Annotated in this window: 24 protein-coding genes; 6 read left to right on the top strand and 18 right to left on the bottom strand. The window is 62.9% G+C overall.

Annotation, left to right across the window (positions count from 1 at the left end):
• Nucleotides 1–15: 15 nt before the first annotated feature.
• Nucleotides 16–843, bottom strand: coding sequence for a MerR family transcriptional regulator (locus E4T66_RS00610; protein ID WP_136846981.1), 828 nt, complete (start codon nucleotides 841–843; stop codon nucleotides 16–18).
• 141 nt (nucleotides 844–984) lie between these two features.
• A complete protein-coding gene (locus E4T66_RS00605; RefSeq protein ID WP_136846980.1) occupies nucleotides 985–2,439 on the bottom strand; it encodes a WS/DGAT/MGAT family O-acyltransferase in 1,455 nt (484 codons plus the stop codon).
• 193 nt (nucleotides 2,440–2,632) lie between these two features.
• Between E4T66_RS00605 and E4T66_RS00600 the strand changes: the two genes are divergently transcribed.
• Nucleotides 2,633–4,096 (top strand): aldehyde dehydrogenase family protein, encoded by a 1,464-nt coding sequence (locus E4T66_RS00600; protein ID WP_136846979.1) that lies wholly within the window; start codon nucleotides 2,633–2,635, stop codon nucleotides 4,094–4,096.
• Nucleotides 4,097–4,160: 64 nt separating this feature from the next.
• Here E4T66_RS00600 and E4T66_RS00595 read toward each other — a convergent pair whose 3' ends face one another.
• From E4T66_RS00595 to E4T66_RS00580, 4 genes are all read right to left on the bottom strand, one after another.
• A complete protein-coding gene (locus tag E4T66_RS00595; protein ID WP_136846978.1) occupies nucleotides 4,161–5,675 on the bottom strand; it encodes an aldehyde dehydrogenase family protein in 1,515 nt (504 codons plus the stop codon).
• 10 nt (nucleotides 5,676–5,685) lie between these two features.
• Nucleotides 5,686–6,552 (bottom strand): SDR family NAD(P)-dependent oxidoreductase, encoded by an 867-nt coding sequence (locus tag E4T66_RS00590; protein ID WP_136846977.1) that lies wholly within the window; start codon nucleotides 6,550–6,552, stop codon nucleotides 5,686–5,688.
• A 70-nt stretch (nucleotides 6,553–6,622) separates the two neighbouring features.
• Complete coding sequence (locus E4T66_RS00585; RefSeq protein WP_136846976.1) at nucleotides 6,623–7,993, bottom strand: DUF1329 domain-containing protein; 1,371 nt, start codon at nucleotides 7,991–7,993, stop codon at nucleotides 6,623–6,625.
• Between the two features lie 203 nt (nucleotides 7,994–8,196).
• Entirely contained in the window at nucleotides 8,197–8,943 is a 747-nt protein-coding gene (locus tag E4T66_RS00580) for a TetR/AcrR family transcriptional regulator (RefSeq protein WP_136846975.1), read from the bottom strand.
• A 160-nt stretch (nucleotides 8,944–9,103) separates the two neighbouring features.
• Between E4T66_RS00580 and E4T66_RS00575 the strand changes: the two genes are divergently transcribed.
• The gene (locus E4T66_RS00575; protein ID WP_136846974.1) at nucleotides 9,104–9,919 is read left to right on the top strand and encodes an HAD family hydrolase; all 816 of its coding nucleotides are present in this window, start codon (nucleotides 9,104–9,106) and stop codon (nucleotides 9,917–9,919) included.
• Here E4T66_RS00575 and E4T66_RS00570 read toward each other — a convergent pair.
• Nucleotides 9,916–12,285: a serine/threonine protein kinase gene (locus E4T66_RS00570; protein WP_136846973.1), complete on the bottom strand. Its 2,370-nt coding sequence runs from the start codon at nucleotides 12,283–12,285 to the stop codon at nucleotides 9,916–9,918. The two genes, E4T66_RS00575 and E4T66_RS00570, sit on opposite strands and share 4 nt — an antisense overlap.
• Before the next feature lie 148 nt (nucleotides 12,286–12,433).
• Entirely contained in the window at nucleotides 12,434–13,432 is a 999-nt protein-coding gene (locus tag E4T66_RS00565; protein ID WP_136846972.1) for an acrylyl-CoA reductase family protein, read from the bottom strand.
• A 139-nt stretch (nucleotides 13,433–13,571) separates the two neighbouring features.
• Between E4T66_RS00565 and pdxH the strand changes: the two genes are divergently transcribed.
• From pdxH to E4T66_RS00550, 3 genes are read left to right on the top strand one after another with little or no spacing between them, the layout of a single operon-like run.
• Nucleotides 13,572–14,189, top strand: a complete 618-nt coding sequence (pdxH, locus tag E4T66_RS00560) for a pyridoxamine 5'-phosphate oxidase (protein WP_136846971.1) — start codon at nucleotides 13,572–13,574, stop codon at nucleotides 14,187–14,189.
• A 2-nt stretch (nucleotides 14,190–14,191) separates the two neighbouring features.
• Nucleotides 14,192–15,223: a hypothetical protein gene (locus tag E4T66_RS00555; protein ID WP_136846970.1), complete on the top strand. Its 1,032-nt coding sequence runs from the start codon at nucleotides 14,192–14,194 to the stop codon at nucleotides 15,221–15,223.
• Nucleotides 15,211–17,142 (top strand): M14 family metallopeptidase, encoded by a 1,932-nt coding sequence (locus tag E4T66_RS00550; RefSeq protein ID WP_136846969.1) that lies wholly within the window; start codon nucleotides 15,211–15,213, stop codon nucleotides 17,140–17,142. The genes E4T66_RS00555 and E4T66_RS00550 overlap by 13 nt, the downstream gene beginning before the upstream one ends.
• A gap of 10 nt (nucleotides 17,143–17,152) precedes the next feature.
• Here E4T66_RS00550 and E4T66_RS00545 read toward each other — a convergent pair whose 3' ends face one another.
• Entirely contained in the window at nucleotides 17,153–17,368 is a 216-nt protein-coding gene (locus E4T66_RS00545) for a cold-shock protein (RefSeq protein ID WP_136846968.1), read from the bottom strand.
• Between the two features lie 231 nt (nucleotides 17,369–17,599).
• On the opposite strand from E4T66_RS00545, the gene E4T66_RS00540 reads away from it, so the two are divergent.
• Nucleotides 17,600–18,370, top strand: coding sequence for a M48 family metallopeptidase (locus tag E4T66_RS00540; protein ID WP_136846967.1), 771 nt, complete (start codon nucleotides 17,600–17,602; stop codon nucleotides 18,368–18,370).
• Nucleotides 18,371–18,386: 16 nt separating this feature from the next.
• Here the strand turns inward: E4T66_RS00540 and E4T66_RS00535 are convergent, their stop codons facing one another.
• The 9 genes from E4T66_RS00535 to nqrE all read right to left on the bottom strand — a co-directional run bounded on the left by E4T66_RS00535 (nucleotide 18,387) and on the right by nqrE (nucleotide 26,652).
• On the bottom strand, nucleotides 18,387–19,409 hold the full coding sequence (locus tag E4T66_RS00535; protein ID WP_248679386.1) for an ABC transporter ATP-binding protein: 1,023 nt from the start codon (nucleotides 19,407–19,409) through the stop codon (nucleotides 18,387–18,389).
• Between the two features lie 14 nt (nucleotides 19,410–19,423).
• Nucleotides 19,424–19,921: a Dps family protein gene (locus E4T66_RS00530; protein ID WP_136846966.1), complete on the bottom strand. Its 498-nt coding sequence runs from the start codon at nucleotides 19,919–19,921 to the stop codon at nucleotides 19,424–19,426.
• Nucleotides 19,922–20,046: 125 nt separating this feature from the next.
• On the bottom strand, nucleotides 20,047–20,994 hold the full coding sequence (locus tag E4T66_RS00525; protein ID WP_136846965.1) for an SDR family oxidoreductase: 948 nt from the start codon (nucleotides 20,992–20,994) through the stop codon (nucleotides 20,047–20,049).
• 11 nt (nucleotides 20,995–21,005) lie between these two features.
• A complete protein-coding gene (locus E4T66_RS00520) occupies nucleotides 21,006–21,821 on the bottom strand; it encodes a lysophospholipid acyltransferase family protein (RefSeq protein WP_441347692.1) in 816 nt (271 codons plus the stop codon).
• Between the two features lie 223 nt (nucleotides 21,822–22,044).
• The gene (locus E4T66_RS00515; RefSeq protein WP_248679328.1) at nucleotides 22,045–23,865 is read right to left on the bottom strand and encodes an ABCB family ABC transporter ATP-binding protein/permease; all 1,821 of its coding nucleotides are present in this window, start codon (nucleotides 23,863–23,865) and stop codon (nucleotides 22,045–22,047) included.
• Between the two features lie 54 nt (nucleotides 23,866–23,919).
• On the bottom strand, nucleotides 23,920–24,330 hold the full coding sequence (locus tag E4T66_RS00510; RefSeq protein WP_136846963.1) for a CBS domain-containing protein: 411 nt from the start codon (nucleotides 24,328–24,330) through the stop codon (nucleotides 23,920–23,922).
• A gap of 35 nt (nucleotides 24,331–24,365) precedes the next feature.
• Nucleotides 24,366–24,548 carry a hypothetical protein gene (locus E4T66_RS00505; RefSeq protein ID WP_136846962.1) on the bottom strand — a complete coding sequence of 61 codons (183 nt, stop codon included), beginning with the start codon at nucleotides 24,546–24,548 and terminating at the stop codon, nucleotides 24,366–24,368.
• 259 nt (nucleotides 24,549–24,807) lie between these two features.
• On the bottom strand, nucleotides 24,808–26,031 hold the full coding sequence (gene nqrF / locus E4T66_RS00500; RefSeq protein WP_136846961.1) for an NADH:ubiquinone reductase (Na(+)-transporting) subunit F: 1,224 nt from the start codon (nucleotides 26,029–26,031) through the stop codon (nucleotides 24,808–24,810).
• A 12-nt stretch (nucleotides 26,032–26,043) separates the two neighbouring features.
• Nucleotides 26,044–26,652 carry an NADH:ubiquinone reductase (Na(+)-transporting) subunit E gene (gene nqrE / locus E4T66_RS00495; RefSeq protein WP_136846960.1) on the bottom strand — a complete coding sequence of 203 codons (609 nt, stop codon included), beginning with the start codon at nucleotides 26,650–26,652 and terminating at the stop codon, nucleotides 26,044–26,046.
• Between the last annotated feature and the right edge of the window lie 3 nt (nucleotides 26,653–26,655).

Genomic DNA, 26,655 nt, shown 5'->3' with positions numbered 1-26,655 from the left:
GGGGTGCGCGCCGTATCAGACCTTGGAACGGCGCGTCGATGCCCTGCCATCGGCGCTCCCGCGGGCTGCCGCACTTGCGACCCGCCTGGCTGGAACCCTGCTCTCGGAGCGCTGGGCCAGGTAACGCTCGATGAACATACCCAGCCGCCGCTCATGCAGTATCGCGAAGACACGACTGAGCGTCGGAATCACGACTTCCGACAGGCGCGTTCCTTCGTCCGGTGACATCGTCTGGATCTTTTGCTCAAACAGTCGCAGTTCCGCCTGCACCGCAAAGTCGACCAGTTCGACAAGATAACCAAGATCCTTGGGCGTGAAGCCGCGCGCCTCGGAGAGACCGTTTTTCTTGAGCTTGATCCAGAGTTCAGCAACCTCGATATCGCTGACGGTCGCGTCCTTCGCCAAGGTGAGCCCGATGTCATCGAACTCCTTGAGCTCCTTGCGCGTCAGCCCCAGATCACGCGCAATGGCACCGGGCTTTCCCGAAGGCAGCAAACCCCGACTGCCAAACGACAGCTGATTCCGGATTTGCGCCAGCACGCCTTCCTGCTGCGTGGTGAATTCAAAATCCGAGGAGCCGTGAACCAGTGATTTGATCGCCTTGAGCGGCAGAAACTGTTCACGCTGCAGTTTCTGAATCAGCTGAAGCAGATCGATATGGTGCTGCGTGTACCAGCCCATGTTACGGGCCGACTTCTCCGGCGGCGGCAACAGGCCTTCATTGATATAGAACCGAATCGTCTCACGCGAAACACCGGTGATCTCAGATACATCCTTGATCTTGTACGGCGCCGGCCGTGCAGCGGCCCGTGGGCGAGCGGTTGATTTCTTGGGGGGTGCCATAACGCTGGATCGAGCTCAAAGGCTGGCGAGGGGTCGGTGCACTCGGGCGGTCGCGCTGACCGCCGCGAGCTCTATTGTATGCATCTGGCTGGCGCGTCCGCACGCGCCGCCCAGATGCCACAACCACCACGCCCGCATCGCTCAGACCGTAGCGCTGCGCTTGGAGCGCTTTTTTGCCGGGGCCTTGGTGCGCTGCTGCTCAGGCGCTGAATTCAGCCCCAGCACGGCCTCCAGCTCGTCCAGTGCATCGCCCATGTAGACCGCTAAACGCTGCATGCTCGGCAAGGTGTCGCGACAACCGGTGAATCCGACGTTGAACTGTCCGTTGTAGCTGACGACGGTAATGTTCAGCGCCTGCCCATGCGACAGCAGCGACACCGGATACATCTGCTCCAGACGCGCGCCGTTGTAATACAGGGGACGATCCGGCCCCGGCACATTGGAGATCGTGACATTGAACATCGGTCGTGCGCGACCGCCGAGACCCGCAATCAGCTGCAGGATGAACGGGGCCATGAAGATCATGGTGTAGTTGCTGATGTCGGCCTTCGGCAGCTTCTGCAGATGCTCCTTGGCGATCAGCGCTGACTCGTGAATCGCATGCAGACGCTCGATCGGGTCGGCGATGTCCGTATTCAGGCGCGCGATGATGAAGCTGATCGCATTGGCCGACTCGCCGTCATCCGCGGGCCGGACCGACACCGGCACGCCGGCAGTGAGCGATTTTTCCGGCAACGCATCGAGATCCAGCAAATAGTGACGCATCGCGGCTGAACAGAGCCCCAGAAATACGTCATTGACCGTGACACCGGCGCCCTTGGCCACTGCGCGGATGCGATCCAGTGCGTAATGCTGCGTCGCGAAGCGGCGCTGCCCTGAAACCTTGTCATTGAGCACCGACTTGGGTCCGGCAAACGGCAACGCCCACGACTGCAGGTTCTGCCTCACGGCCTCACGCAGCACTTCGACAAATGCGCGCGAAACCCCCGGAACCGTCGCGGCCTGCTGGCGCACCGTGCTGATCAGGCGCTGCAACTGCCCCAGGCTCGGACTGCCGCCTGCCCCCCGCGGCCGGCCGCCAGACCCGACGGCCCATGGCGGCAGCAGATGGGGGTCGTTCGGGTCATCCGACAGGATGCGTTGCAGGATGCGCATGCCGCCGACGCCATCCACCAGTGAGTGGTGCATCTTCATGTACAGCGCGAAGCGACCATGCTCGAGGCCTTCGATGACATGCATTTCCCACAGCGGGCGATTGAAGTCCATCGGGTGCGAGTGCAGGCGCGACACCAGCACACCGAGCTCGCGCTCACCGCCCGGCTGCGGCAGCGCCGAATGCCTGAAGTGGTAATCGAGGTCGATCTCGTCATCCTCGACCCAGCTTGGCACCACACCCTTCAACCGTGCCGAACGCAGCTTCAGATTGAACGGGGCGGCGCAAGTCTGCACCTCGCGCAGCTGCGCCACCATGTCGCGCAGAAAGTGCTCCGGAGCCTTGGGCGGCAACGAGAAGATCGTCAGGCTGCCCACATGCATGGGGGTGTCGACGGTATCGACGTACAGCCATGCGGCGTCCAACGGGCTCATGCGCTTCATGCCTCTCCTCCGGAATTGTCTTTATTTATATGAACATCGCAGATCAGACCACAAAGCAACGCCCAGGAACAATCCCGCGTACCCACGGCCGGAACCGGCCGGGGTGTTGCCCGGCTCCGCCCCGGCCTATACTTGAACATTCGGTTGATTAGCCCGCGCCCGGCGCGGCACCCAAATTTCGGAGAGAGAATTCATGAGCACGGTCGTGTCCTACCTGCCCAGCGCCGCCAGTGGCACTGCCCCGGGCGAAACCCCGGAAGCCGAAATTCAGCGAATTTTTGAACGTCAACGCGAAACCGCGATCCGCCTGCGCACCTCGACCGCTCAGGAACGCATCGCCAAGATCCGCAAGTTGCACGACGCCGTGATGGCCCATCGCGAGGCCTTTCACGAAGCCGCATATCTGGATTTCAAGAAGCCGCCGGCTGAAGTCGATCTCGCCGAGATCCTGCCGGTCATCAGCGAAGCCAAGCACGCGATGCGCGCGCTGAAGAAATGGATGAAGCCGCATACGGTGTGGCCGACCAGCCTGACAGTGGGCCTGAAGTCCTGGGTGCAGTTTGAGCCCAAGGGCCGCTGCCTGATCATGTCGCCATGGAACTACAACGTTAACCTCAGCTTCGGACCGCTGGTGTCATGCATTGCGGCCGGCAACACCGCCATCGTCAAACCGTCCGAGATGACGCCGCATCTGACCACACTGATGGCCAAGGTGATCCGCGAAATCTTCCCCGAAGATGAAGTGGCGATCGTCGAGGGCGCCGTTGCAACCTCAACCGCACTGCTGGCGCTGCCGTTTGATCACGTCTTCTTCACCGGATCGCCGGCGGTCGGCAAGATCGTGATGGCAGCAGCGGCGAAGCACCTGACCAGTGTCACGCTGGAACTGGGCGGCAAGTCGCCGACGATCATCGACGCCAGCGCCGACCTCAAGCTCGCGGCACGCACGATCATGTGGGGCAAGTACACCAACAATGGTCAGACCTGCATCGCACCGGATTACATCTATGTGCACGCGACGGTCAAGGACGCGTTCGTTGCCGAGTGCATCAACGTACTCAAGGAATGCTACGGCGAAACCGCAGAGCAACAGATGAACTCGCCGTACCTGGCGCGCGTGGTCAATCAGCGCCACACCACGCGCATCAACACGTTGCTGACGGATGCCCGCGAGCGTGGCGCCCGGGTGCTGTTCGGTGGCCAAGCCTCCGAGAAGGACTGCTTCATCCAGCCAACCCTGATCGACAACATTCCGGAAGACGCCAAGATCAAGACCGAAGAGATCTTCGGGCCGCTGTTGCCGATCATCGCCTACACCGACCTTGATCGCGCGATCGAGGCGATCAACGCCGATCCCAAGCCGTTGGCGCTGTACATCTGGAGCCGCACCGAGAGCAACATCGAGAAGACGCTCAAGCGCACCAGCGCCGGCGGCACCTGCATCAATCACTGCGTGGTGCAGTATGCACACGGCAATCTGCCGTTTGGCGGCGTCAACAATTCCGGCATCGGCAGTGCGCACGGCATCTACGGCTTCCGAGCGTTCTCGCATGAACGCGCAGTCGTCCGCACGCGATTCATGATGGCGCGTGTGCTGTTCCCGCCGTACACCGACTTCAAGAAGAAGCTGATGAACATCATGCTGAAGACGCAGTAACGACAGCAGATGCAAAGAAGGCCACCGCGAGGTGGCCTTCTTTGTTTACAGCTTTGTGGAATCCTCAGCCGCGTTTGAACGCGCTGGTGACCTTGATGATGCCGTTGATGAGATTGATCGCGGCATCCGGCATCTTGATCTCCTTGCTCAACAGCTGCCCGATCATCTGCTTGTACTTGTCCGAGTACGGCGGATACATCAGATTCGGATCGCCGACCGGAGGGCCTTCCTCAACCACTGCTCGCGGATTCGAGCATTCCAGGAACGAATAGTAGCCGCCGATGCGGCCAATACCGCTGGCGTTAACGCCGCCGAACGGCAGATTCGGATTGGTCCCGGACTGGATCAGGTTGTGGTTGACCACACAGCTGCCCGAGGTCGTGTGCTGCAGGAACCAGTCGATCGCCTCGCGATCCTTGGCGAAGATGTACGAGCCCAGCGGCTTGGCTCGCGTGCGGATCTCGCGAATCACGTCCTCGCGCCGCTCGAACGGCAGCACGCAGATGATCGGCCCGAAGATCTCGTCCTGCATGATCTTCATGTCAGGCGTCAGATTCGACAGTACCGTCGGCGCGATGAACAGGTCATCGGCGTCGGTCTGCCCGCCGCACTCAACCCTGGCGCCCTTGGCGATGGCGTCGTCGAGCAGCGCCTTGATCCGCGCGAAGTGACGTGCATTGACGATTCGCGGCACGAATCCCGACTTCTGGAATCCCTGACCGTCGGCGTCGTACATCTGCTTCATCGCTGCGCCGAGCGCGTCGATGAATTTGCGCTCGACTGAAGCGTGCACCAGCGCATAGTCCGGCGCCAGACAGACCTGGCCGGCGTTGGCGACACGGCCCCACGCGGTCTTGCGTGCCGCATCCTCGATGTCGGCGCTGGCATCGACGATGGTCGGATTCTTGCCGCCCATCTCCAGGGTGACCGAAGCAAAGTGTTCGGCCGCCGCACGCATGATGATGCGCCCGACCGCGTGCCCTCCGATATAAAACGCGTGGTTGAACGGACAGGCCAGCAGCGCCTGCGCTGCCTCGGCCGCACCGTTGACCACGGCGAACTCGTCGTCAGGCATCGCCTTGGCGATGATGTCCGCGAGCACCTGCGCCGAATACGGCGCGAGTTCCGATGGCTTCAGGATGAAGCCGTTGCCGGCCGCAATGGCACCGAACGCCGGCACCAGCGCTTCGGCAATGGGTGCATTCCAGGTTGAAACGTGAATCACCACACCCTTGGGCTGATACTGGATGTAGCTCTTCTTGCCCAGAGTCATCAGCGAGCCCTGGACCTTCTGCGGCTGCATCCATCGCGCCAAGTGCTTGACGATGAACTCGGCCTCGGACTTGATCATCAGCAACTGCGCGTCGAGATCGGTCTCGCACAGGCGCAGTTCCTTGTGTCCCGCTGCGATGATCGCGTCACGCGCGTCCAGCGTCGCCTTCAGCAGGCTGCGAATCTTGTCCGCCCGCTGTTCGGCCGTGGTGTCGACTAGTGCCGTCGCACGCGCGGCAACACGGTCGAACACCGCACGGATCTGGTCAGCTGTGGTGTCTTCGGCAGGCTTGAGTACTGCATTCATGGGATCGTCCTCAGGCCTTGTACGCGGGAATCTTGAATGTCATGCGCATCATCGATTCAAGCTGGCTGTCCGACAGCAGTCGGCGCATCACGCCCATCGGCTTGACGTCCTTGCCCAGGTATTCCATTGGCTTCCACTTCTTCTTGTCGAGAATCGCCAAGGTGCCCTCGAGCGCCTGTTCCGGCGTGCTGCCACTCTTTTCCAGCATGTCCGGCAGTACCTGCATCATCACCGGCCCCAGATACGGCTCGTAAACCTTGCGCACTGCCTCAGGCTGTTCGTTCCAGGTCTTCTTGGTGTTGGCGTGGGAATTCGCCGACATCGCGGTCAATACGCCGCCGGGAATGATCGAGGTGACTTGGATTCCGAACGGCGCGAGTTCATGCCGCAGGGTCAGCGTCATGCCGTGAATCGCATGTTTGGTCATGTTGTAGGCGCCGGCGCCCACCGGGTTGGCCAGGATCGCACCCGAACTGTAGTTGGCAATGCGCGAGCCCGGCGCGTTCTTGCGCACCAACGGCAGAAACGCCTGGATCACGCGCAACTGTCCGAACAGATTGATGTTGAACAGGCGCTGGACGTCCTCGAATTTAGCCGCCTCCAGTACCCCGGTACCAATATTGGCAACGCCCGCGACGTTCATCAGCAGATCCAGACCTTCGCCGTTGAGTGCCGCCGTCACCGTTGCCGCGCTCTGCGCCACAGAGTCGCTGTCGGACACGTCCTGGTCGACCACGGTGATGTTGCCGTCAGTCTTCAGGTCCGTCGGCGCACCCGGCAGCACGCCTGCAAACACGCGCCAGCCGCGCTGTGCCAGTGCCTTGACCAGCAGATTGGCCTGCCCGACGTTGGCGCCAGTGATAAATGCGTTTTTCATCCCAACCTCACTCAAAGAAAATGGGGCGGGCAATGCCCGCCCCGTCAGATTGCTCAGCGTCGCGCCCGGCTCAGTGCCCGCCGCGTGCCGCCGCTTCCGGGCTGAACTGCGCCGGCGTCAGCGGCTGGTTGATGCGCCACCAATCCTTGCCACGCTCATTGACCATGTACCCTGCCTCGTAGGCCTTCGCGGTGAGGTCGTGATAAACCGAAGTGCCGCGATGGAATGCCATCGATTCCTGCGAGTAGAAGTAGTTCACGAACGCGACGCGCCAAAGCTGGCCACGACCGTCGTAGTTGTCGGCCCACAGCGCGATCCAGCTGTCTTCGTCCGCGTACAGACGGCGCTTGCTGTAGATATGGCGCATGCCGTCCTTCAGATAGCCTTCGACGATCCAGACGCGATGCAGCTCGTAGCGCTCGTATTCCGGATTGATCGTGTTCGGCTTGATGATCTGGTCGTACTTCAGCGACGGATCATTGATCTTGAAGTTGTGATACGGCACGTAAATCTCTTTCTTGCCGACCAGCTTCCAGGTGTAGCGTTCCGGCGAGCCGTTGAAGACATAGTCGTCATCGACCGTGCGCAGACCGGCCGGCGGCACCGGGTAGTCACAGCAGACTTCCGGCGCCTGACGCACGCGACGGATGCCCGGCTGGTACTGCCACGACTGCGTGGCGTCATTGCTGAAGTCGTTCGGCTGATAACCGACGGCGACGAAGCCCTTGTCACGCTCGGGCAGCAGGTAGCCGGTGTAGAAGTAGGCGTTGATCTTGTCCTGGAACGAGGCGCGCTTCTTCGGATCGTTGCCGGGGTTCAGGGTCATGAACTTGTTGCGACCCCAGGCGATGCTGCCGTTGGCATAGACATCGGCGATGTCGCAGACCGCCTGTTCGGTCCAGGCGCGGTGCGGATTGATGATATTCCAGATCGCCTCGCTGCCGTTCTTGGCGAACGGGAACGGAATCGCACCGCTGGTGCCGCTGATGCCCAGACCGTCATGCACCAACTCGGCTTCGGCCGCGTTCTTCTTGACGGTGTCGCAGACCCAGTCCTGGAAGCGGAAATCGCGATGGCTGGGATACACATTCATCTTGTAGGAGTCGGGATACGCCTTCAGCAAGGCCTTCTGGCCTTCGGTCAGCTTGTCCTCGTACTGCGCCATGTTCTGCGCGGTAATCGTGAACAGGGGTTTCTCCGCAGCATACGGGCCCGGCTCGTAGCCATAGGGCTTGGTCATGCCCGGCCACTTGCCGAGATATTTACCGGTGTATTCGGCCACGCCGTCCGGGCTGCCGGCACGCTCGGCACCCATGCAGGTGAGATTGTCGCCGTCGAGCTTCGCGATCTCCTCCGCGGTGGCCTTGGCTGCGGCCTGATGGATCGGCAGACCGAATCCGCCTATCAACGCACATACCGCTAAAGCCTTGTTGAGCCTCATTACCGTCTCCTCCTCACACCGGAACGTCACGCGCCCCGAATCTTGGTTGCGCCACAATTCAACACTGCATCCCGGTGGCGGCGGCAAATGCACGCCCCGGGCATGCCCATGGTAGTGGGCTACTGTCGCCCCGCCTCGTCCGAAACGAGTAAGCCGATACCGCACAGGTGCTGCAGCAACCACGCGGCATGCGCCAAACCCGCTCAGGGATCTGAAAGTGCCGTACCGAACAACTGTTCCGGCAGCGTCTCTCCACGTGCCTGGGCGAAGCCGGCCAGCAGATCGCGCAGCGCCAGCAACCAGTGCGCCGGATTGATATTGAGAAATTCCGCGGCTGCGCCACGCACTTCCGGCAGTTCGTCGGCATCACGCTCAGCCAGCACCCGACGCATCGCAGCGTCGTGCGGCTGCCCGGCAGCAGCGGCGCCACTCAGCGACAAGGCTCCAGCAGCGGCACCAATCGCCATCATCGCGAGCGCATGATGCAGGCGGATACTTTCACGCGCACTGAAACCATGCTGCTTGAGCTCGGCCAGGAACTGTTCGAGGAAATCCACTTCAGCGTCCGGGCCGATGCGCCCACGCGCCATTTCGTGGATCAGCTGCGGCTCGCCGGCAAAGGTCTCGTACAGACTCGCGGCAAAGCCGAGGGCAACTTCGGCCCAGTGCACCGCGCGGCCAGGTTGCGAGCGCGGCATTCGCCGCGACAGCACCACGCGAAACGCCGCCATCCGCAACAACTCGTCGCGACTGCGCACATGCCGGTACAGCGTGGCGACGCCAACGCCGAGATGGTCCGCCACCTGCTTCAGCGTGACCCGATCCAGACCCAATTCGATGGCCGCCTCGATGATGGCCTGGGCACTGACACGCGGCGGGCGTCCGACCCTGGGGCCAGCCACCTCCATGTCGCGGTGCAATACCGCTGCTTGCGCGTCATCCGCCGCCATCGGTCAGCTCTGAGCCTCCGAACCTTGTTATGCGAACTAGATTCGCAAACGGGGGGTGCTGTCGCCTCCCCCGCTCGGACTAGCCGCATGCCTCATGCCGAAAGGGATGCAGCATAAGTCCGCGCTTGCGCTGCCGCATGCCACCGGATAGCGTCGCTCCATGCCCAAGGAGCTTGTCAGCACCTCTCGACCTCGTCTGGTCTGCCCACACGCAATCCTGTTTGACTGGCACGCCACATTGGCCAATACCTTCGACGCGATGTATCACGCGCTCGATGAGGTGCTGCCGAAGCTGAAAACGCTCGATCTGCTCGACCAGCTGGTGGCGCCGGGGCAGTCGAAGACGCCGGAAGATGAAAAACTGGTCAACTATGTTCGAGAAACAGGCCACCTGCATCCGCGCATTCGCGCCGAGCGCAAGGTCTCCCGCACCGACATCTTCGAAGTCCTGTTCGGCAACAACCAGGCCGCCAAGTCAATCGCTCATCGCGCGTTTGACGACAGCTACGCGCGTCATTTCGGCATCGTGCACCCGATGGAACCGCAGGCACGCACTCAGCTGCTCGCCTTGCGGGAGATGGGCATCCCGCTCGGGGTTCTGACCAACCGACGGCGTCAGTTCATGGCACACGAGGTCTACACCATCGATGGCAGCGGCTGGCATGAGCTGTTTGCCACCATTGTCTGTGGCGACGACGGCGCCCGGCGCAAACCCCAGCCCGACCAGATCCACAGGGCGCTGACAGAACTCGCGCTGCCCGCTGACGCCGCCTGCTGGTTCGTCGGCGACAGTACTACCGACGTGATTGCAGCCAAGCGCGCCGGCGTCACTGCGGTGTTTTACAACGGGGCCGGTTGGGATCAAGCCTGGATCGACAAGATTTTCCCCGGCACCCCGCGTCATCCGGAGCAACCCGATCTGGTCGTCTGCAGCCTGCCGGAACTGCTGGATCAGGTCCGCCGGCTGCAGCGTTAACGCGGCAGCGATTGCTTGACGGCCAGCCGCGCCTGGTCGCGCAGCGTTCGCAGCAGCGATAAATGTTCAGGGCTGATGCTCAGACTGTTGGCACGCTCGACATCGGCATAGATCAGGCCCACCGCGCGCTGCCCCACCCGCATCGGCAGCAGCAGGAAACTGGCGGCGCCAAAACGTTCGCGATGCCAATCCGGCAGGTGCTTGCGGATTTTTTCGACGGCAGCGTCCGAGACCAGTACGTCGAGATTCCCGGCCACGATGCGATCGAAGATGTCACCCCCACCGAGCGGAACCCTGAACGTCGACATCAACTGATCGACCTGGGTACCAAAACCATGTCGCGCAACCAGACTGTCGCCGGCCGCATTGCGCACGCACAGCAGCACCCGCTGTACCGACAGCGCGCGATAGACAATTTCGGCAATGATCCGCAGCACGTCGGCAGGCGGTGTGTCATCGATCAGCGCCTGGCCGATGTCCTGGATCCCGCCCTGCAGGATTGCGCCAATGTTGACCGCATCGGTATCGCGCGCCGCGTCGCCGGCTTCGGTTTCCGGCGGCAGCGGTGCAACCCCGCCAGCAGCCTGAGCCTGCGCATCCGGCGCCGAGGGGACTTCCGCACCGGGGGTCACGGCGCGCAGAAACGCCGAGCTGTCGCGCTGCAGCCCAAGCGCCTGGACCAGTTCCTTGAGCCCATTGACCGACGCGTCCAGCGCAGTCGCCGCCTGCTTGCCGTTGAGGCCCAGCGCCTCGCCAAAGGTCTTCAGAATGGCTGCCATATCGGCCGGCTGAGCAGTGCCGCCAGAGCGTTCCGAGGCTTCCACCAACGCGTTCGCACAGGCGCTGTACAGCCTCAGATGGTCACCGCGCGAGCGGGGCGACGAAACCCGGCCGGCAGGAATCGCCGTCATGCTGTCGAGAATGCTGCCCGGGAAGCCCCAGCTGCGGGCGACGCCGATGCCGAGTTCGCGATAGCTGACTCCGAGGACTCGCTGCGCCGCCATGTCCTCGTCGCAATGTTCCATCGCAACGATACGCGCCACCATCTCGGCTTCGTCGCGAAAGTAGTAGCACGACAGCAGCCGCCCCAGGTTGCGGAACATCGCGCAGACAAAGATCTCTTCCTGCTGCGGGTCTCCGGTCTGCGACGCCAGCTCACGCGCCAGCAGCCCGCCGAATGTCGCACGCAGGAACTCGTCCTTCAGAAGGGCGGCATGCCGCTGGTCACGGATGTGCTCGAACAGCACCAGCGAGATCGCCAGATCCCGCGTCAAGTCAAACCCCAGGATCACGATCGCGCGCGATACCGTGCGCACGCGCCCGCCGTCGGAGTGACGGTAGAACGCCGAGTTGGCCAGACGCAGGATCTTGTTGGTGAGCGCAAAGTCCTTGAGGATCTCGTTTGCCAGCACGGCCGCACTGGACTGATCCGAGATGGCCAGCCGGTTGATCGACCGGATCGACGCCGACATCGCCGGAAAGTCACTCTTGTGACTCATGCGCCGCAGCAGAAAATCCAGCGTGCTCTGTGCCGACCCGGCGCCGTTGGCCGTGCCGCTGCGCCCCGCAGCGTAGACCTTGAGCGCTTCGCCCATCTGTGCGGCCGAGGCAAAGCGCAGTTCGGGCTCCCGCGCTGTCGCCTTGATCAGTGCATCAAGCAGCGGCTCGTCGATTCGAGCAGCGGCATCAGCCGGCAGGACGATCGGCTGATTGGCGATGCGGTGCAGCACCTGAAAAATATTGTCGCCGGAGTACGCAGGGACACCGAACAGCATCTCGTACAACACCAGTCCGGCCGCAAATACGTCGTTCTGCGGACCAACCACGCCTTCGGTGATGTACTCCGGGGCCATGTACCGGGGCGTGCCGACCAGAGCCCCGCCCTGGCTGCTTTCGGCGGCGCAGCGCACGGCAATACCGAAGTCGGTGATGCGCGGCTGGTCCTGCGCGTCGATCAGGATATTGGCCGGCTTCAGGTCACGGTGCACCACGCCCATCGTGTGCGCATGCTGAAGCGCGTCGAGCAGGCTGATCATCATCGGCACTGCGCGTTCCGCCGGCAGTGCACCGTCCTCGGACAGCACCTGCGCCAGGGTCCGCGCTTCGATGAACTCGCAGACGATGTATGGCAGTCGCTGGTGCTCGCCAACGTCGAAAACCGTGACGATGCCGGAATGTCGCAACTGTCCGGCGGCGCGGGCCTCCTGCAGCACGCGATCCTGCGCCGGGGCGCCGTCGCCACGATCCTGCATCAGCTTGATGGCCACCACGCGATCGACCTGGGGATCGCGCGCAAGGAAGACGGCGCCGTGAGCGCCGCGGCCCAGCGGCCGCATCACTTCAAACCGGCCGATCATCTTGCCCATGCCGAATCCCTGCCGCGAAACCAACCCCGATAAGGGTCGATAGCGGCAGACTCGGCCGGATCTAAACCCGGCGGCGAACGCTCCCGACGAGCGGAACCGATCCGCCGTGTGCCTGGAAACCCACGGCACCCGCCGCGGCGCGCCGCATTTACTCGTCCGACACGCGGACCAGCGTGCGCCCGGTGACCGTCCCGGCAATCAGATCCTCACATGCGGCCGGCACCTGATCGAGGCTGACCTCACGCGCCACCAGACGCTCGAACGAGGCAGGCTTCAGATCGGTCGCCAGATGCCGCCAGATTTCCTCGCGCCAGCGGCGCGGACACTCGACTGAATGGATACCCAGCACCGATACGCCGCGCAGAATGAACGGCATCACCGTGGTGTTCAGCTCGTGCGACTGTGCCAGCCCGATGCTGGCGATGTTGCCCCAAGGCCGCGTAGTGCGGGTCAGCCACGCCAGGGTTTCGCCGCCCAGATTGTCGACCGCACCGCCCCACAGCGCCGATTCCAATGGCCGCGTGCCCAGATTCAGCGACTGCCTCGACACGACCTCGTCGGCGCCCAGCGATTTCAGATAGGCATCAGCGGCGCCGGCCTTGCCGGTGATTGCATGCACGGTAAAGCCGGCGCGCTTGAACAGTTCGATCGCGACCGAACCGACGCCGCCTGTCGGGCCGGTGACCGCAATCGGCCCCATCTCCGGGGCCTGATGGTTCTCCAGCATGCGGCGCAACGCCATGGCGGCGGTAAATCCTGCCGTCCCCAGAACCATTGACTCGCGCAAGCTGAGTCCCTCCGGCAGCGGCACCAGAATGCTGGCCGGCACGCGTGCTTTCTCGGCGTAGCCACCATCCAGCGCCTCGCCAATATTGCAGCCGGTAACCAGCACGCGATCGCCCGGCGCGTAACGTGCGTCGGCGCTGGACTCGACGACGCCAGCCAGGTCGATGCCGGGCACCTTGGGGTAGCCCTTGAGAATGCGGCCCTTGCCGGTCACCGCCAATGCGTCCTTGTAATTGATATCCGACCAGACCACGCGCACCACCACGTTGCCGGATGACAGGTCGTCGACCGTCAGCGTCTCGAATTTTGCAGTCGTGGTCTTGTCGAGTGAATGAACACGCAGGGCTTTGAAGCTGGGCATGGCAAGCATTCCGGTTGAGTGGATTCGAACGCCGGCGCCGGCTTCGACAGCGAGCCGGATTGGCGCGACAATTCTCGAACGTCCCGGCCCCGTCCCGCGGCCGGCGTCCCGATTTGCCGCTGAGTGTGCCAGACCCGAGATGACCCAATACACCCGTAACCCGCCGCTGCTCGAAGCCGATCTGTCGGCCGACCCGATCGAACAACTGGAGCGCTGGCTCGCTGCCGCGGCTGAAGTCAGTGACCACAGTACCGCGATGACCCTGGCAACGATCGATGCCGACGGTCGTCCCTCCGCACGCATCGTGCTGTTCAAGGGCATCGTCGACGGCGGCCTGACCTTCTACACCAACTACCTCAGCCGCAAGGGCGAGGCACTGGCGGCCAATCCCAACGTCGCGCTGGTGTTCTTCTGGGAACAGCTGGAGCGCCAGATCCGTATTGAAGGCACGGTCTCCCGGGTCTCCCCCGAGCTGTCGCGCGAGTACTTCTACCAGCGCCCGCGCGAATCGCAGATCGGCGCGATCACCTCGCACCAGAGCCAGGTGGTCGAGTCGCGCGAAGCGCTGGATCGCCGCTACGACGCGCAGGAGGCCGCGCTCGGCGGCGCCACCGTGCCGTTCCCGGATTACTGGGGCGGCTACCGCGTCGAACCGCTGAACATCGAATTCTGGCAGGGTCGCCTGGGGCGGCTGCATGACCGTCTGCGCTATCGGCGCGACGGCGCCGGCTGGATTATCGAGCGCCTCGAGCCCTGAACGTGCGCCTCTGCGCCGCCGCCTGCATCGCATTTATTTGGAGCGGCGGCGCATGCGCGGGCTACGTTCCGCGCAGCGCGCTGGACGAAGCGGTACGCATTGCAGCCGTTACCGCAAAATCAGCACCCGACGAAAGCACGCTGGCGGCACGCCTGGATGCCGCACGGCTCTCCGCAGTCAGCGACCCGTTACCGGCAGAAGCCGAACTGCAGCAGACCCTGCTGCGATTGCGCGAAGCCATTGCCCCGCAAGCTGCGACCCGTATGCAGGTCGAAGCACTGACGGATTATTCACCGCAGACCTATACCGATGCGCTGGACGACGAACGCGCGCGCGGCGGGCTGACCGTGCCTGCATTCGAGATTGCCGCAACCGCACGGGGGACCCTGCGCCGCTGGGACAAGGCCGCGCACCGCGCCGCACTCGTCAGCGCGTTGCGTCGGGGTGATCTTGAGGCCCTGCGTGCAATCGACGACGCAGCGGCCTGGCGCGAGCAGATCGCTGTCGCGAGCGATGCGGAGCTGCTGCTGCTGCGCAGCGCCGACTCTGCCGATCCCGGCGTTCGCAGCGCATTGGCGCTGCGCCTGGGCGACACATCACTGGCACGCGACGTCCTGCGGGCCCCGGCAACACCTGCCGGACTCACGCTGCTGGCTGCACTACCCGAGGCATTCGAGTCGACTGTCGCCCTGACGCTGCTGAACGACCCCGACCTCGATTCCGGCTACCGCTCTGCCGCGCGCCTGGCCATGTCCCGTCTGGTGTGGAGTGCGGAAACCCAGCAGGCGCTGCTTGCAGGCCTGGGCGACGCTGACGGCGCCTCCAGCGCTCAGGCACTCGCGCGCGATCCGCGCAACCTGCCAGCGTTGCGAAGGATCATTGCAGATGCGCCGGACGATCTGAGTCTGCGCCGCGCACTGCTGGCACTGCACTGGATGGAGGATGCGGGCGCCAGCGCCACGCTGGCCGCGTTCAGCCACGATCCGGCCCAACCCGCATCACTGCGCGCAGAGGTCAGCCAATGGCTGCGCTGAGCCGTGTCACCGCAGCATTGCTGTTCAGCGTCACGGCAACAGCAGCGGCGCAAGTTCTGACGCTGACCGAGGACAGCTACGGCGATACGCTGGTGCCGCTGGGTTATCCGGTACCGCTGCCAGTCGATTCGCAGACGCCGGTCGACGGTTTTCGCCGCTATGCCGCACTGCAGGCACGACTGGATGAACTGGCGCTATCCAGCGACAGCATTCGCGAACAGACAATCGGCCAGACCTTGGCGCAGCGCCCGATCACCGCGGTGCAGCTCAGCGATGCCGATGCCCTGACGGCCGAGGGCTTTGCCGAACCGGCCGCCTTGATCAACGGCGGCATCCACGCACGCGAATGGGGCAGTCCGGAAGTTGTTGCGGCCCTGGTTGAGCACTACGCCGAGCGCCAGAACGACGGCGGGCTGTACCGTTACCTGCTCGACAACCTGAACCTGATCGTGATCCCGGTGCTCAACGTCGACGGCTTCCTGCAGACGCAACGCTACCCCGACACCTTCCTGCAGACCGAATACAGCGGGGACCCCACGCCGGCAGATCTGTCCGCGGAACCTGCGGAATACCGCAATTATCCGCGCGATGGTCGTTTCCGACGCAAGAACATGCGCAATGTCGACGAGACCCTGTGTGCTGCCGGCAGCACCGGATGCGTCGCCGACGGCATGCTCGGCGTCGACCTCAACCGCAACAACACCCACGCCTTCGCGTCCGGCAATCAGAACAGCAATGCCAGCGGCTCGCTGGTCTATCACGGCGTCTCGGCGGCATCCGAACCGGAAATCCAGGCGCTGTATGCCGCCGGGAATCTCGGCCCGGCGGCACGCCTGCGGCTTTATGTCGATACGCACACCTTCAGCCGCGTGTACTACGGCGTGAACACCGGTCGCACGCGGCGCGACGCGCTTGCGCGCGCGCTGGCACAGCGCATGAGCGCTGCCACCGGCGGGGTTGATCGCTATCCGTACAACCCAACACCCGCCGGTCAGGGTATTGGCAGCACCGACGAACGCTTCGCCTACGACTACCAGATTCCGGCTTACACCCTGGAACTGGAACCCTCAGCCAACGGCGGCAGCGATTACGGCAGCTTCGGCTACCACCACGACGGCTTCGTTTTGCCTGCATCCGAGATCGCGCGGGTGCGCGAGGAAATCACCGCCGCCAATACGGTCGGCCTGTATCGCATGGCCGGACCGCCGAGTTTGATCGCCGCGCAGGTCCGTCGCGTGGATAGCGATCTTTTGGTGTACGACGCCCGCTGGATGCGCGACGGCAGCACGCGCGCGTTGACACAGTTCGGCGACGGCAACCTCGAACCCGGAGTCGCCTACCGCCTGTGGCTGGCATTCAACAAACCCATGCGGTGGCGTGATCCGCAGACCCAGGCGATCACCCAATTCATTGGGCAGAGCATCGATCTGGCACCGCAGATCGCCTTGACCGGCCGCGATGCCGGCGGCGCCGCGTTCAGCTTCGCGTTGGCGACGACCGCAGAAGGCTGGCGCGCCACGCCACCCGGAACATCCGCAGGCTGCCTGCGCTATGCCGACGATGCCTATCAGGTCGTGTTCACGCTGCCCACCGGCAGCCCGGCGATCGAGGCGCGCAGACTGCAACTCGCGGTGACGGCGACGGACTTTACCGGACAGGCTCTGGATACCAATCCCGCGACCGTCGCCGACTGGGCCGGCGGCTGGGCCAACTACGAAGACGACGCTGGCCGTGCCGATACTGATGTGGGCGGCAGTGATCGCACCCTGGTCCTGGTCGACGACGGCAGTTCCGCTGCCGCCGGCGGCTCCGGCGGGGGCGGCAGCGTCGGCCTCGGCTCCAGCCTCACGCTGCTGCTGGCTGCGTGGCTGCGCAGGCAGCGCGCACAAAAAAGCCGGGGCAAGCCCCGGCTTCAATGACACAGTCCGGTTAGTTGAGAACCGCGACCTGTTCGGCCTGCAGGCCCTTCTGACCCTGTATCACATTGAATTGAACCTGCTGTCCCTCCTGCAACGTGCGATAACCCTCGCCCTGGATTTGCCGGAAATGGACAAAGACGTCGTCCTGTCCTGTTCCGCGCTGTATGAAGCCATAGCCTTTGGCATTGTCAAACCACTTGACGGTACCGGTCTCACGCTCAGACATACTTGATCTACCTTCCAGAAAGACTGACGGTCGTTGCCGTCTCGACACTGCGGACGGGTCAATTTCTCCTCCGACCCTGGCCGCATCCCCATGGATCCTGACGGACCCAAAAGAGACTTTACCGGGATTGCGCCGACCGCGCGACGCGGCGTGCGGGTGGCTTTCACGGTGGCTTTCACGGCAGCATCCACTATCATTTCACCGGCGTTTTCAGTTCCTCGGAGAAATTGCATGTCGCGCTGGCCCGCAGTCCGCACCCTGTTGTGCATCGCCGTCGTCGGCGCCGTCGTGACCGCCTGCGTAACATCGCCGACCGGACGCCGTCAGTTGCGCCTGGTGTCGGACGCTGAAATGGCGCAGATGGGCGTCACCGCATTTCAGGATCTGAAGGAAAAGACTCCGCCAACCAAGGACGGCAAGACCAACCGCTACGTCCAGTGCGTCGCCAACGCGATCACGCGCGAAGTCGGTGGGCAGTGGGAAGTGCAGGTCTTCGACTCCAAGCAGGTCAACGCCTTCGCGCTGCCTGGCGGCAAGATCGGCGTATACACCGGCCTGCTCAAAGTCACCCAGAATCAGGACCAGCTCGCGGCAGTGATCGGCCACGAGGTCTCGCATGTGCTGGCCGGCCACTCGGCCGCACGCGTTTCCAACGAAATGGCGACGCAGCTCGGCGTTGCGGTGGTGTCGTCGGCTACCGGCGTATCCGGCGACATGATCGGCATGGGTGCCAATCTGCTGCTGTTGCTGCCGTATTCTCGCGGCGACGAATCCGAAGCCGACGTCCTCGGTCAGCAACTGATGGCGCGCGCCGGCTTTGACCCAGCCGAAGCGTCGAAGCTGTGGGAGAACATGGCGCGGGCGGGCGGAGAAACGCCGCCCGAGTTTGCCTCGACGCATCCGTCGCCGAGCACACGCATCAGCGATCTGAACAAGAATCTCAGCAAGGTCATTCCGCTGTACAACCAGGCGCGGGCAGCCGGCAAGAAACCGAGCTGTTGAACGTCCGCCGGTTTGGTCAGAGCCCGCGCTGTTCCGGCGCGGAGCGGCTGACGGACCAGTTTTGTGCGCCTGCAACGTAGTGGCAGGCCACTGCGGCACCATCGTCCAGTCGCTGCACCGGTGGAATCCGACGCGTGCACTGTTCATCGGCCATCGGGCAGCGCGTGACAAATGCGCAGCCTGACGCCGGCACGCTGAGATCCGGTGACTCACCCGCAAGCAGCAACTGCCTGCGCAACGCGTGATCGGTGCCGGGCACGGACGCCAGCAAGGCCTTGGTGTATGGATGCCGCGGTTGCTCGAACAGCACGTCGGCCCTGGCCTGTTCCATCACGCGGCCGAAGTACATCACCATCACGCGGTCGCTGATCTGACGCGCCACGGCCAGATCATGCGTGATGAACAACATCGACAGGCCGGAATCGCGCTGCAGCGCCATCAGCAGATCGATAACCTGCGCCTGCACGGAGACATCCAGCGCCGACACCGCCTCGTCGCAGATCAGCAGTCTCGGCCGCACAACAAGCGCGCGTGCAATACCCACCCGCTGACATTGGCCGCCCGACAGCTCATGCGGATAGCGCGCATGCAGGGGGGCGTCGATACCGACCCGCTCCAGCGTCTCGGCAGCGCGGTGCCGGCGCGCATCGCGGCCCAACTCAGGCGCCAGATAGTCCAGTGGCTCGGCAACGATCTCGACAATTCGCATGCGCGGATCGAGACTGGTCTGCGGATCCTGAAACACCATCTGGATGTCCCGACGCAGCGTGCGCCAGGCATTCGCATCCAGGCCCGCCAACTCCCGTCCTTGAAAGCGCGCCGATCCAGCGGCGATCGGGTTCAAACCCACCAGCGCACGTGCCAGCGTCGACTTGCCCGAACCCGATTCGCCCACCAGGCCCAGCGTTTCTCCGGGCATCAGGTTGAAATTGATCTCATCGACCGCGCGCAGCACCACCGCCGGCGCCCACGGGCGCATGGGTCGCAGACGATGCTGGACCTTGAGCTGCCGGACCGCCAGCAATGGCTCTGGACGCACACTCAACGCTGCATCTACTCCAGCAAACTGCGCAGCATCCACGCAGTCTTTTCATGAACCTGCATGCGCTGCGTCAACAGATCCGCAGTCGGTTCATCGCTCGCGTCGTCCACCAGGGGGAACATCCGGCGCGCGGTCTTCACGCACGCTTCATGCCCCTTGATCAGCTGCGTCACCATGGTCTTCCAATCCGGCACACCGTCGACCTCTTCGATCGACGATAGTGCAGCGAACGCCCGATATGTTCCTGGAGCCGGGAACCCGAGAGCACGGATACGCTCGGCGATCAGATCCACTGCGGTCGCTGCCTCGGTGTAATGCGTCTCGAACATCAGATGCAGCGTGTTGAACATCGGTCCGGTGACGTTCCAATGGAAATTGTGCGTTTTCAGGTACAGCGTGTACTCGTCTGCGAGCAGCGCACTCAGTCCCTCTGCGATGCCCTTGCGCACATCCTTGGTGATGCCGATATCGATTTTCGGCGCCTTGCTGATGCTTTTTGGCTTCGCCATTTCCAACTCCTTGCCGATTCGGGCGCTCACTACGCTCGTGATCGAGTATAGGGACGCCCGTCAGGGAGCGGAAATGAGAATTTCCTGTCGTGTCGATACAAATCGACAATGACCGTGGAGCGTCCTTACGCCGCGAGCAGCTTGGCCTTGCGGTAGTAGCTGAAAATGTCGTTCATGTTCCGGCGCGGTTTCCAGTCAAAGGTTTCGCGGAACAGACGCCCATCAATGATCACCGGATATTTGAAATAGTTGATCAGATATGGCGGAAAGAACGCATTCCAGTTGAGCGCGTTGCTGATCAGCTTCGGCAGCACCGGCGGCACGCTCATGACCGGCAGCTTGCGGCAGCCGCACTGTTCGACCGCCACCTGATACGCGACCCAGTCATCGGGCGCGACGTTGTAGATGCCGGGCTTGTTCTGTTCAAAAGCCAGCACGAGCGCATCGGCCATGTCGTCGACATGCAGGAACTGCATCAGCGGCGAGAATCCGAGCAGCACGGGCGCCACTGACCGTGACAGCAACAACGACATCGAGTTACGTACGCCCGGGCCCAGCACGTTGCACGGACGCAGGATGGTGATGTTCAGCTCGGGGTACTTCCACAGATAGATCTGCGCCAGTGATTCCACCTCGACCGAATCCACCAGATCCTGGGTCACTTCGCTGGCCTTGAGTGGCGCGTCCTCGTCGAGCAACGCCGGGTTGTAGGCCGACGCGCCATAGACAAAGTAGGTCGAGTGGATCACCACTTCGCTGACGCTGTACTTGCGGCACAGCTCCAGCAGGCGCTTGGTCCCCAGCACGTTGGCGTTGTACCGACGCTGGCGATCGGACTCATGCGCAAAGATGCGGCCGATATGGATCACCGCATCGATCTTGTGGTTGCGGAAGATGTCCTCGAACCCGCGCTTCTGCATGTCGACCTTGTACGAAGGCACCCCGGCATCGGTCTCGACCTTGCGGCGGAAATCCACTGCGATGACGTTGTGCTTGCCGTGCAGACGCGCGATCACGCGTTTGGCGAGCGAGCCGGCCGCGCCGGTAACAAGAACGGTTTTCTTATGGGGCATGGTCTGCGCTTCTAGAAAATGCTGGTGCGTTGCTTCAGGCCGGCGTCGATCAGATCGCGGATGCGATCCTTGACCAGTTCGACCCGCTCGGTCACCCGCTCCTCACTTTCGCTGTCACCTTCGAAGTACATCGGTTCGCCAAACGTGATGTGCACCCGCGCCGGCAACGGCAGCAAGGGCCCGACCGGCACATAGGGAATTCCTAGCATGCGCGCCAGCGGTGAAATGTTTGCCAGCGAGGGCATCGTCTCTTCGCAGCCGACCACCCCGACCGGAATAATCGGCGTTTTGTGCTGCAAGGCCAGATGCATGAAACCGTTGCCGAACCGCTGCAGCTGGTAGCGATCCTTGTACAGCTTGCCGGAGCCGCGCACGCCCTCCGGAAACACGATGATGACTTCTTCCTGCTCGAGCATCTTCGAGCAGTTCAGCGGATCACCGATCACCGCGCCGATCGCGTTGAGCACATTGCCCAGCCACGGCACCGTCGGAAAGAAGCGCTCGATCATCGCCCGCGCCGCACGCGGCCCATGCGGATTGGTCGCCAGCGCGTAACCGATCAGCACGCCATCCATCGGCAGCTGCCCGGAATGATTCGGCACAACCAGCAGCCGGCCGTGGTCCGGAATGTTTTCCAGTCCTGAAGTCGTGACCCGGAAATAGTGCTCGTAGAGCCACTTGACCAGACCCAGCGCGAATTTCGCGGTGTTCTCGTTGTAGCCCCAGGGGTCATAGCCAAAGCTGCCAACCGGTTTCGGGATGCGGGCAAACAGCTCGTCGAGTTCCGGCGTGACGATATGCCGCAGCATCTCCTCACGCGGACTCATGCTGACCAATGCTTTCAGTGTGTCGATGCCTATCATGCGTTGGCCGGATACGTGCCGGCGCCTCCCCCTGCGTTGTTCGCGCTAACGGTATGCGAAATTGGTGCCGCCGGGAAGGGCGATCACACAATGGCATGCCTCCGGTCGCCACTGAACCGTCGCAAACCAGAGTCCGTGCGGGGCCGATCCCGGCACTCCGGATCGCAGGCTGTCGGTTGCTGCGGAACTAGGCCGGCACGGCCGCGGCCGGCGGCGCAGGCTGCTCGCGCTGCTGCATCTGCCATAGACGTGCATAGGCTCCGCCGGCGGCCAGCAACCCGGCATGCGTACCGCGCTCGACGACCCGCCCCTGGTCCAGCAACACGATCTCGTCGGCGTCGACGATGGTGGACAGGCGGTGGGCAATCACCAGCGTGGTGCGGTGCTGCGCCACTTCGCGTAACGCATCGAGAATGGCACGTTCCGAGGCCGAATCCAGTGATGACGTCGCTTCATCGAAGATCATCACCGGTGGATCCTTCAGCAACGCCCGTGCGATGGCGACGCGCTGCTTTTCGCCGCCGGAGAGTTTCAGGCCACGCTCGCCGACGCGGGTCTCATAGCCGTCAGGCAACTGCGCGACGAAATGATCCAGATGCGCCAGACGCACCACCCGCTCGATCTCCGCCTGGCTCGCGCCTGGGCGTCCATAGGCCAGGTTGTAGGCCAGGGTGTCGTTGAACAGCACGGTATCTTGCGGCACTACCCCGATATGCGATCGCAGGCTGTGCTGTGTCAGCCCGCGGATGTCGCGTCCACCGACGCTGATGCTGCCCGCAGTAGGATCGTAGAAGCGGAACAGCAGGCGTCCCAGCGTCGACTTGCCGGCGCCGCTTGCTCCGACCACGGCCAGCTTGTGCCCTGCCGGAATATAGAGACTGACGCCCTGCAGAATTTCGCGCTTTGGTCCATAAGCGAAGTGCACGTCGTCAAAGCGCACGTCGACCGGAGCACCATGCATTTCCAGTTGATCGGCACCATCAACCACCTTCGGCTGGACCTGTTGCAACGCAAACATGCGCTGCATGTCGGTCAGGGCGCGGCGGATTTCGCGATACACGAAACCCAGAAAATTCAGCGGTACAAATAGCTGGATCAGATAGGCGTTGATCGCGACAAAGTCGCCCAGTGTCATCGCGCCCGCAGCAACGCCGCGTGCAGCAAGGATCATCATCCAGGTCAGACTGCCGGCGACGATCAACGCCTGCCCCGAGTTCAGCGCCGACAGGGACAGCCGGTTCTGCTGCTGCGCGTGTTCCCACGCCGTCAGCGAGCGGTCGTACTCCTTGGCTTCGTAGTCTTCATTGCCGAACAGCTTGACCGTCTCGTAGTTGAGCAGGCTGTCGACCGCACGCGTGTTGGCGCTCGAATCGAGTCGGTTGGCCTCGCGCACGAAGCGCGTGCGCCACTCGGTCGTCACTACCGAGAACAGGATGTACAACACCACCGCCACAGCAGTGATCATTGCAAACGCGACGCCGTAGTTGAACAGCAGGATGCCGGCAACCAGCGCAATTTCCAGCAGGGTCGGCAGGATGTTGAACAGCATGAAGCGCAGCAGAAAACTGATGCCGGATATGCCGCGCTCGATGTCCCTGGACAGGCCGCCGGTGCGTCGCGACAGGTGAAAATCGAGATCCAGCGCATGCAGATGCCGGAACACCGATAACGCCGCTCGCCGCATCGCGCGTTCGCTGACACGACCGAATACAACATCGCGCAGTTCGCCAAACAGTACGTTGGCCAGGCGCAAGGCGCCGTACGCCAACAGCAGGCTCAGCGGCACGACGATCAGGTTTCCCTCCGCGGTGTCGAGCGCGTCGACCACGTGCTTGAGCAGCATCGGCAGGGCGGTGCCGGCCAGCTTGGCGGCCACCAGGCAGGCCATCGCAATCGCAATCCGTGCCGGGAATTCGCGCAGATAGGGCCATAGCCCGCGCAGCGCACGCCAGTCAGGCGGCGTGGCGTCAGCGTCGGGAGATTCCGGTCGGTGATGGCCTCGAGACACGGGCGCCGCTTAGCGCCGGCGCGGTGCGCAACCGCGAGTCAGAAGGCTCATGCGCTAGGCATTGGAGCTGTCGTTGATGGCGTCGATCGCGCGCAGCACATCGGAACGCGAGATCTGCCCAATCAATCGGTTGTCCTCAGTCACCGGATAGCGCCGGAACGGTTTGTCGAGGAACATCTTGGCCAGTTCCAGAATGCTCAGCTCGGATTCCACTGTCACCGGGTTTTTGGACATGAAATCAGCGACCTTGCCCCCCAGCACGCCGTGATAGCTCGCATGCAGCCCGACTTTCAGACAGTCGTGCTCGGACAGCACCCCGATGACATTGCCGAGGTTGTCGAGCACCGGCGCACCGGAATAACCCTTCTCCACCAGCTTGTGAATCGCCTCGATCACGTCCATGTCCGGACGGAACGTCAGCAGGCTCTCACTCATATAGTCTTTGACGGTGATCGAATGCAGCATGCTGTCGCCTCCGTTTACATCCGGATCTGTAATCGTTATTGGCCGGGCGCGTCGCCCTCGCAACGCTCGGTCTTGCCACACACTTCGCAAACCCCGCCGGTGAACGCTGCCTGGCTTGCACAGGTTCCCTTCAGTTCCCTGCCCTTCAACAACCAGCCCAGACCGAGCCCAGCCAACGCCAGGCTGAACAGCACGAAGACAGCGATGAATGTGGTCATAAATTCAGTGTCGCGCTAGTTGCCGATGGGCGCAAGCAGCACCCGGGTCCCGTTCCGCCGCAGTCGTCATCGGCCACCCCTGTGTCGTCTGGACGAGCGTATCACGCATACGGCCGCGGGTATGCAGCGGCCCCATGCTTCGCGCCAATCCACCCGACTGCGGAGAGGCAATCCTCAGGATACGCCACCCTCCGCGCCGGCCCGACACAATGCCTCGGGCGTTCACCCGTGAGGAAAAGTGCCAACGGCACTTTCCCGGCTATCCGCCGAAATCGTCCAGCATGATGTCTTTGCGTTCGACGCCGAGGTCCAGCAGCATCTTGATCACCGCAGCATTCATCACCGGCGGGCCGCACATGTAGTACTCGCAGTCTTCCGGCGCCTTGTGATTCTTCAGGTAGTTCTCATACAGAACGTTGTGAATGAAACCGGTGTAGCCGGTCCAGTTGTCGTCCGGCTGCGGCTCGGACAGGGCAACATGCCATTCGAAGTTCGGATTGTCGGCGGCCAGCTTGTCGAAATCCTCGACATAGAACATCTCGCGCTTGGATCGCGCGCCGTACCAGAACGAGATCTTGCGCTGGGTCTTGATCCGGGTCAGTTGATCAAAGATATGCGAACGCATCGGCGCCATACCTGCGCCGCCACCGATGAAGACCATTTCTTTGTCGGTGTCGCGCGCGAAGAACTCGCCGAACGGCCCCGAGATCGTGACCTTGTCACCCGGCTTCAGGTTGAAGATGTAGCTCGACATCTTGCCGGCCGGGACATTCGGCAGCTTCGGCGGCGGGCTGGCGATACGGACGTTGAGCATGATGATGCCCAGTTCTTCCGGATAGTTCGCCATCGAATAAGCGCGCTCGACCGGCTCATCAACCTTGGACGTGTACTGCCACAGGTTGAACTTGTCCCAGTCCTCGCGGAATTTCGGCTCGACGTCGAAATCCTTGTAATTGACCACATGCGGCGGACATTCGATCTGGATATAGCCACCCGCACGGAAATTGACGCGCTCGCCGGCCGGCAGTTCAAGCACCAATTCCTTGATGAAGGTCGCAACGTTGTGGTTGGAGCGCACCGTGCACTCCCACTTCTTGACCCCGAAGACTTCCTCCGGGATCTCGATCTTCATGTTCTGCTTGACCGCGACCTGGCACGACAGGCGGTCGCATTCCTTGGCCTCGCGCTTGGTGATGTGGTTGAGTTCGGTCGGCAGAATGTTGCCACCACCCTCGAACACCTTGACCCGGCACTGCGCGCAGGAGCCGCCGCCGCCACAGGCCGACGGTACATACAGTCCGGCGCCGGCAAGGGTCTGCAGCAGCTTGCCACCGACGGGCGCTTCGAGCTCACGCTCGTTGTTGATCAGGATCTTGACGGTGCCGGCCGGGACCAGAATGTCCTTGGCGAACTGAATGATGACGACCAGCGCCAGGATGATGCCGGTGAAAATGGCAACGCCGAGTGCGATTTCGAGAAGCATGTCGCCCCGCCTTTAGATTTGAATGCCGGAAAAGGCCATGAAGCCGAATGCCAACAGTCCGGCCGAAATGAACGTGATGCCCAGGCCCTGCAGCGCCGGCGGCACGTCGGAATACTTCATCTTCTCGCGCACGCCGGCCAGTAGCGCAATCGCCAGCGCCCACGAGCCGCCTGACGACACACCGTAGACACAGGACTCGGCGAAGGTGTAGTCACGCTCGACCATGAACAGGGTGCCGCCGAGAATCGCGCAATTGACCGTGATCAGCGGCAGGAAGATGCCCAGCGCGTTGTAGAGCGCAGGCACGTACTTATCCAGCGTCATTTCCAGAATCTGCACCGTCGCCGCGATCACGCCGATGTACAGGATCAGCCCCAGGAAGGTCAGATCGGTGTCCGGCAGGCCGGCCCAGGACAACGCCCCCGGCTTCAATACGTACTGGAACAGCAGGTTGTTCAGCGGCATCGTCAGCGACTGCACCGCGATGACCGCGATGCCCAGACCGATGGCCGTCTCGATCTTCTTCGAGATCGCCAGAAACGTGCACATGCCCAGGAAGAAGGCCAGTGCAAGGTTCTCGATGAACAGCGAGCGAATCGCAAGGTTGATGTAATGTTCCATGGA

The organism is Sinimarinibacterium arenosum, from assembly GCF_005047655.1.
GTDB lineage: Bacteria > Pseudomonadota > Gammaproteobacteria > Nevskiales > Nevskiaceae > Solimonas.
Note: the sequence above shows the minus strand (reverse complement) of the source record. Positions and strands in the feature narration are given on the sequence as shown.

Excerpts from the sequence above, each read along its gene's own strand:
- E4T66_RS00610 (WP_136846981.1), bottom strand. The coding sequence starts at position 843 with ATGGCACCCCCCAAGAAATCAACCGCTCGCCCACGGGCCGCTGCACGG.
- E4T66_RS00605 (WP_136846980.1), bottom strand. The coding sequence starts at position 2,439 with ATGAAGCGCATGAGCCCGTTGGACGCCGCATGGCTGTACGTCGATACC.
- E4T66_RS00600 (WP_136846979.1), top strand. The coding sequence starts at position 2,633 with ATGAGCACGGTCGTGTCCTACCTGCCCAGCGCCGCCAGTGGCACTGCC.
- E4T66_RS00595 (WP_136846978.1), bottom strand. The coding sequence starts at position 5,675 with ATGAATGCAGTACTCAAGCCTGCCGAAGACACCACAGCTGACCAGATC.
- E4T66_RS00590 (WP_136846977.1), bottom strand. The coding sequence starts at position 6,552 with ATGAAAAACGCATTTATCACTGGCGCCAACGTCGGGCAGGCCAATCTG.
- E4T66_RS00585 (WP_136846976.1), bottom strand. The coding sequence starts at position 7,993 with ATGAGGCTCAACAAGGCTTTAGCGGTATGTGCGTTGATAGGCGGATTC.
- E4T66_RS00580 (WP_136846975.1), bottom strand. The coding sequence starts at position 8,943 with ATGGCGGCGGATGACGCGCAAGCAGCGGTATTGCACCGCGACATGGAG.
- E4T66_RS00575 (WP_136846974.1), top strand. The coding sequence starts at position 9,104 with ATGCCCAAGGAGCTTGTCAGCACCTCTCGACCTCGTCTGGTCTGCCCA.
- E4T66_RS00570 (WP_136846973.1), bottom strand. The coding sequence starts at position 12,285 with ATGGGCAAGATGATCGGCCGGTTTGAAGTGATGCGGCCGCTGGGCCGC.
- E4T66_RS00565 (WP_136846972.1), bottom strand. The coding sequence starts at position 13,432 with ATGCCCAGCTTCAAAGCCCTGCGTGTTCATTCACTCGACAAGACCACG.
- pdxH (WP_136846971.1), top strand. The coding sequence starts at position 13,572 with ATGACCCAATACACCCGTAACCCGCCGCTGCTCGAAGCCGATCTGTCG.
- E4T66_RS00550 (WP_136846969.1), top strand. The coding sequence starts at position 15,211 with ATGGCTGCGCTGAGCCGTGTCACCGCAGCATTGCTGTTCAGCGTCACG.
- E4T66_RS00545 (WP_136846968.1), bottom strand. The coding sequence starts at position 17,368 with ATGTCTGAGCGTGAGACCGGTACCGTCAAGTGGTTTGACAATGCCAAA.
- E4T66_RS00540 (WP_136846967.1), top strand. The coding sequence starts at position 17,600 with ATGTCGCGCTGGCCCGCAGTCCGCACCCTGTTGTGCATCGCCGTCGTC.
- E4T66_RS00530 (WP_136846966.1), bottom strand. The coding sequence starts at position 19,921 with ATGGCGAAGCCAAAAAGCATCAGCAAGGCGCCGAAAATCGATATCGGC.
- E4T66_RS00525 (WP_136846965.1), bottom strand. The coding sequence starts at position 20,994 with ATGCCCCATAAGAAAACCGTTCTTGTTACCGGCGCGGCCGGCTCGCTC.
- E4T66_RS00520 (WP_441347692.1), bottom strand. The coding sequence starts at position 21,821 with ATGAGTCCGCGTGAGGAGATGCTGCGGCATATCGTCACGCCGGAACTC.
- E4T66_RS00510 (WP_136846963.1), bottom strand. The coding sequence starts at position 24,330 with ATGCTGCATTCGATCACCGTCAAAGACTATATGAGTGAGAGCCTGCTG.
- E4T66_RS00505 (WP_136846962.1), bottom strand. The coding sequence starts at position 24,548 with ATGACCACATTCATCGCTGTCTTCGTGCTGTTCAGCCTGGCGTTGGCT.
- nqrF (WP_136846961.1), bottom strand. The coding sequence starts at position 26,031 with ATGCTTCTCGAAATCGCACTCGGCGTTGCCATTTTCACCGGCATCATC.
- nqrE (WP_136846960.1), bottom strand. The coding sequence starts at position 26,652 with ATGGAACATTACATCAACCTTGCGATTCGCTCGCTGTTCATCGAGAAC.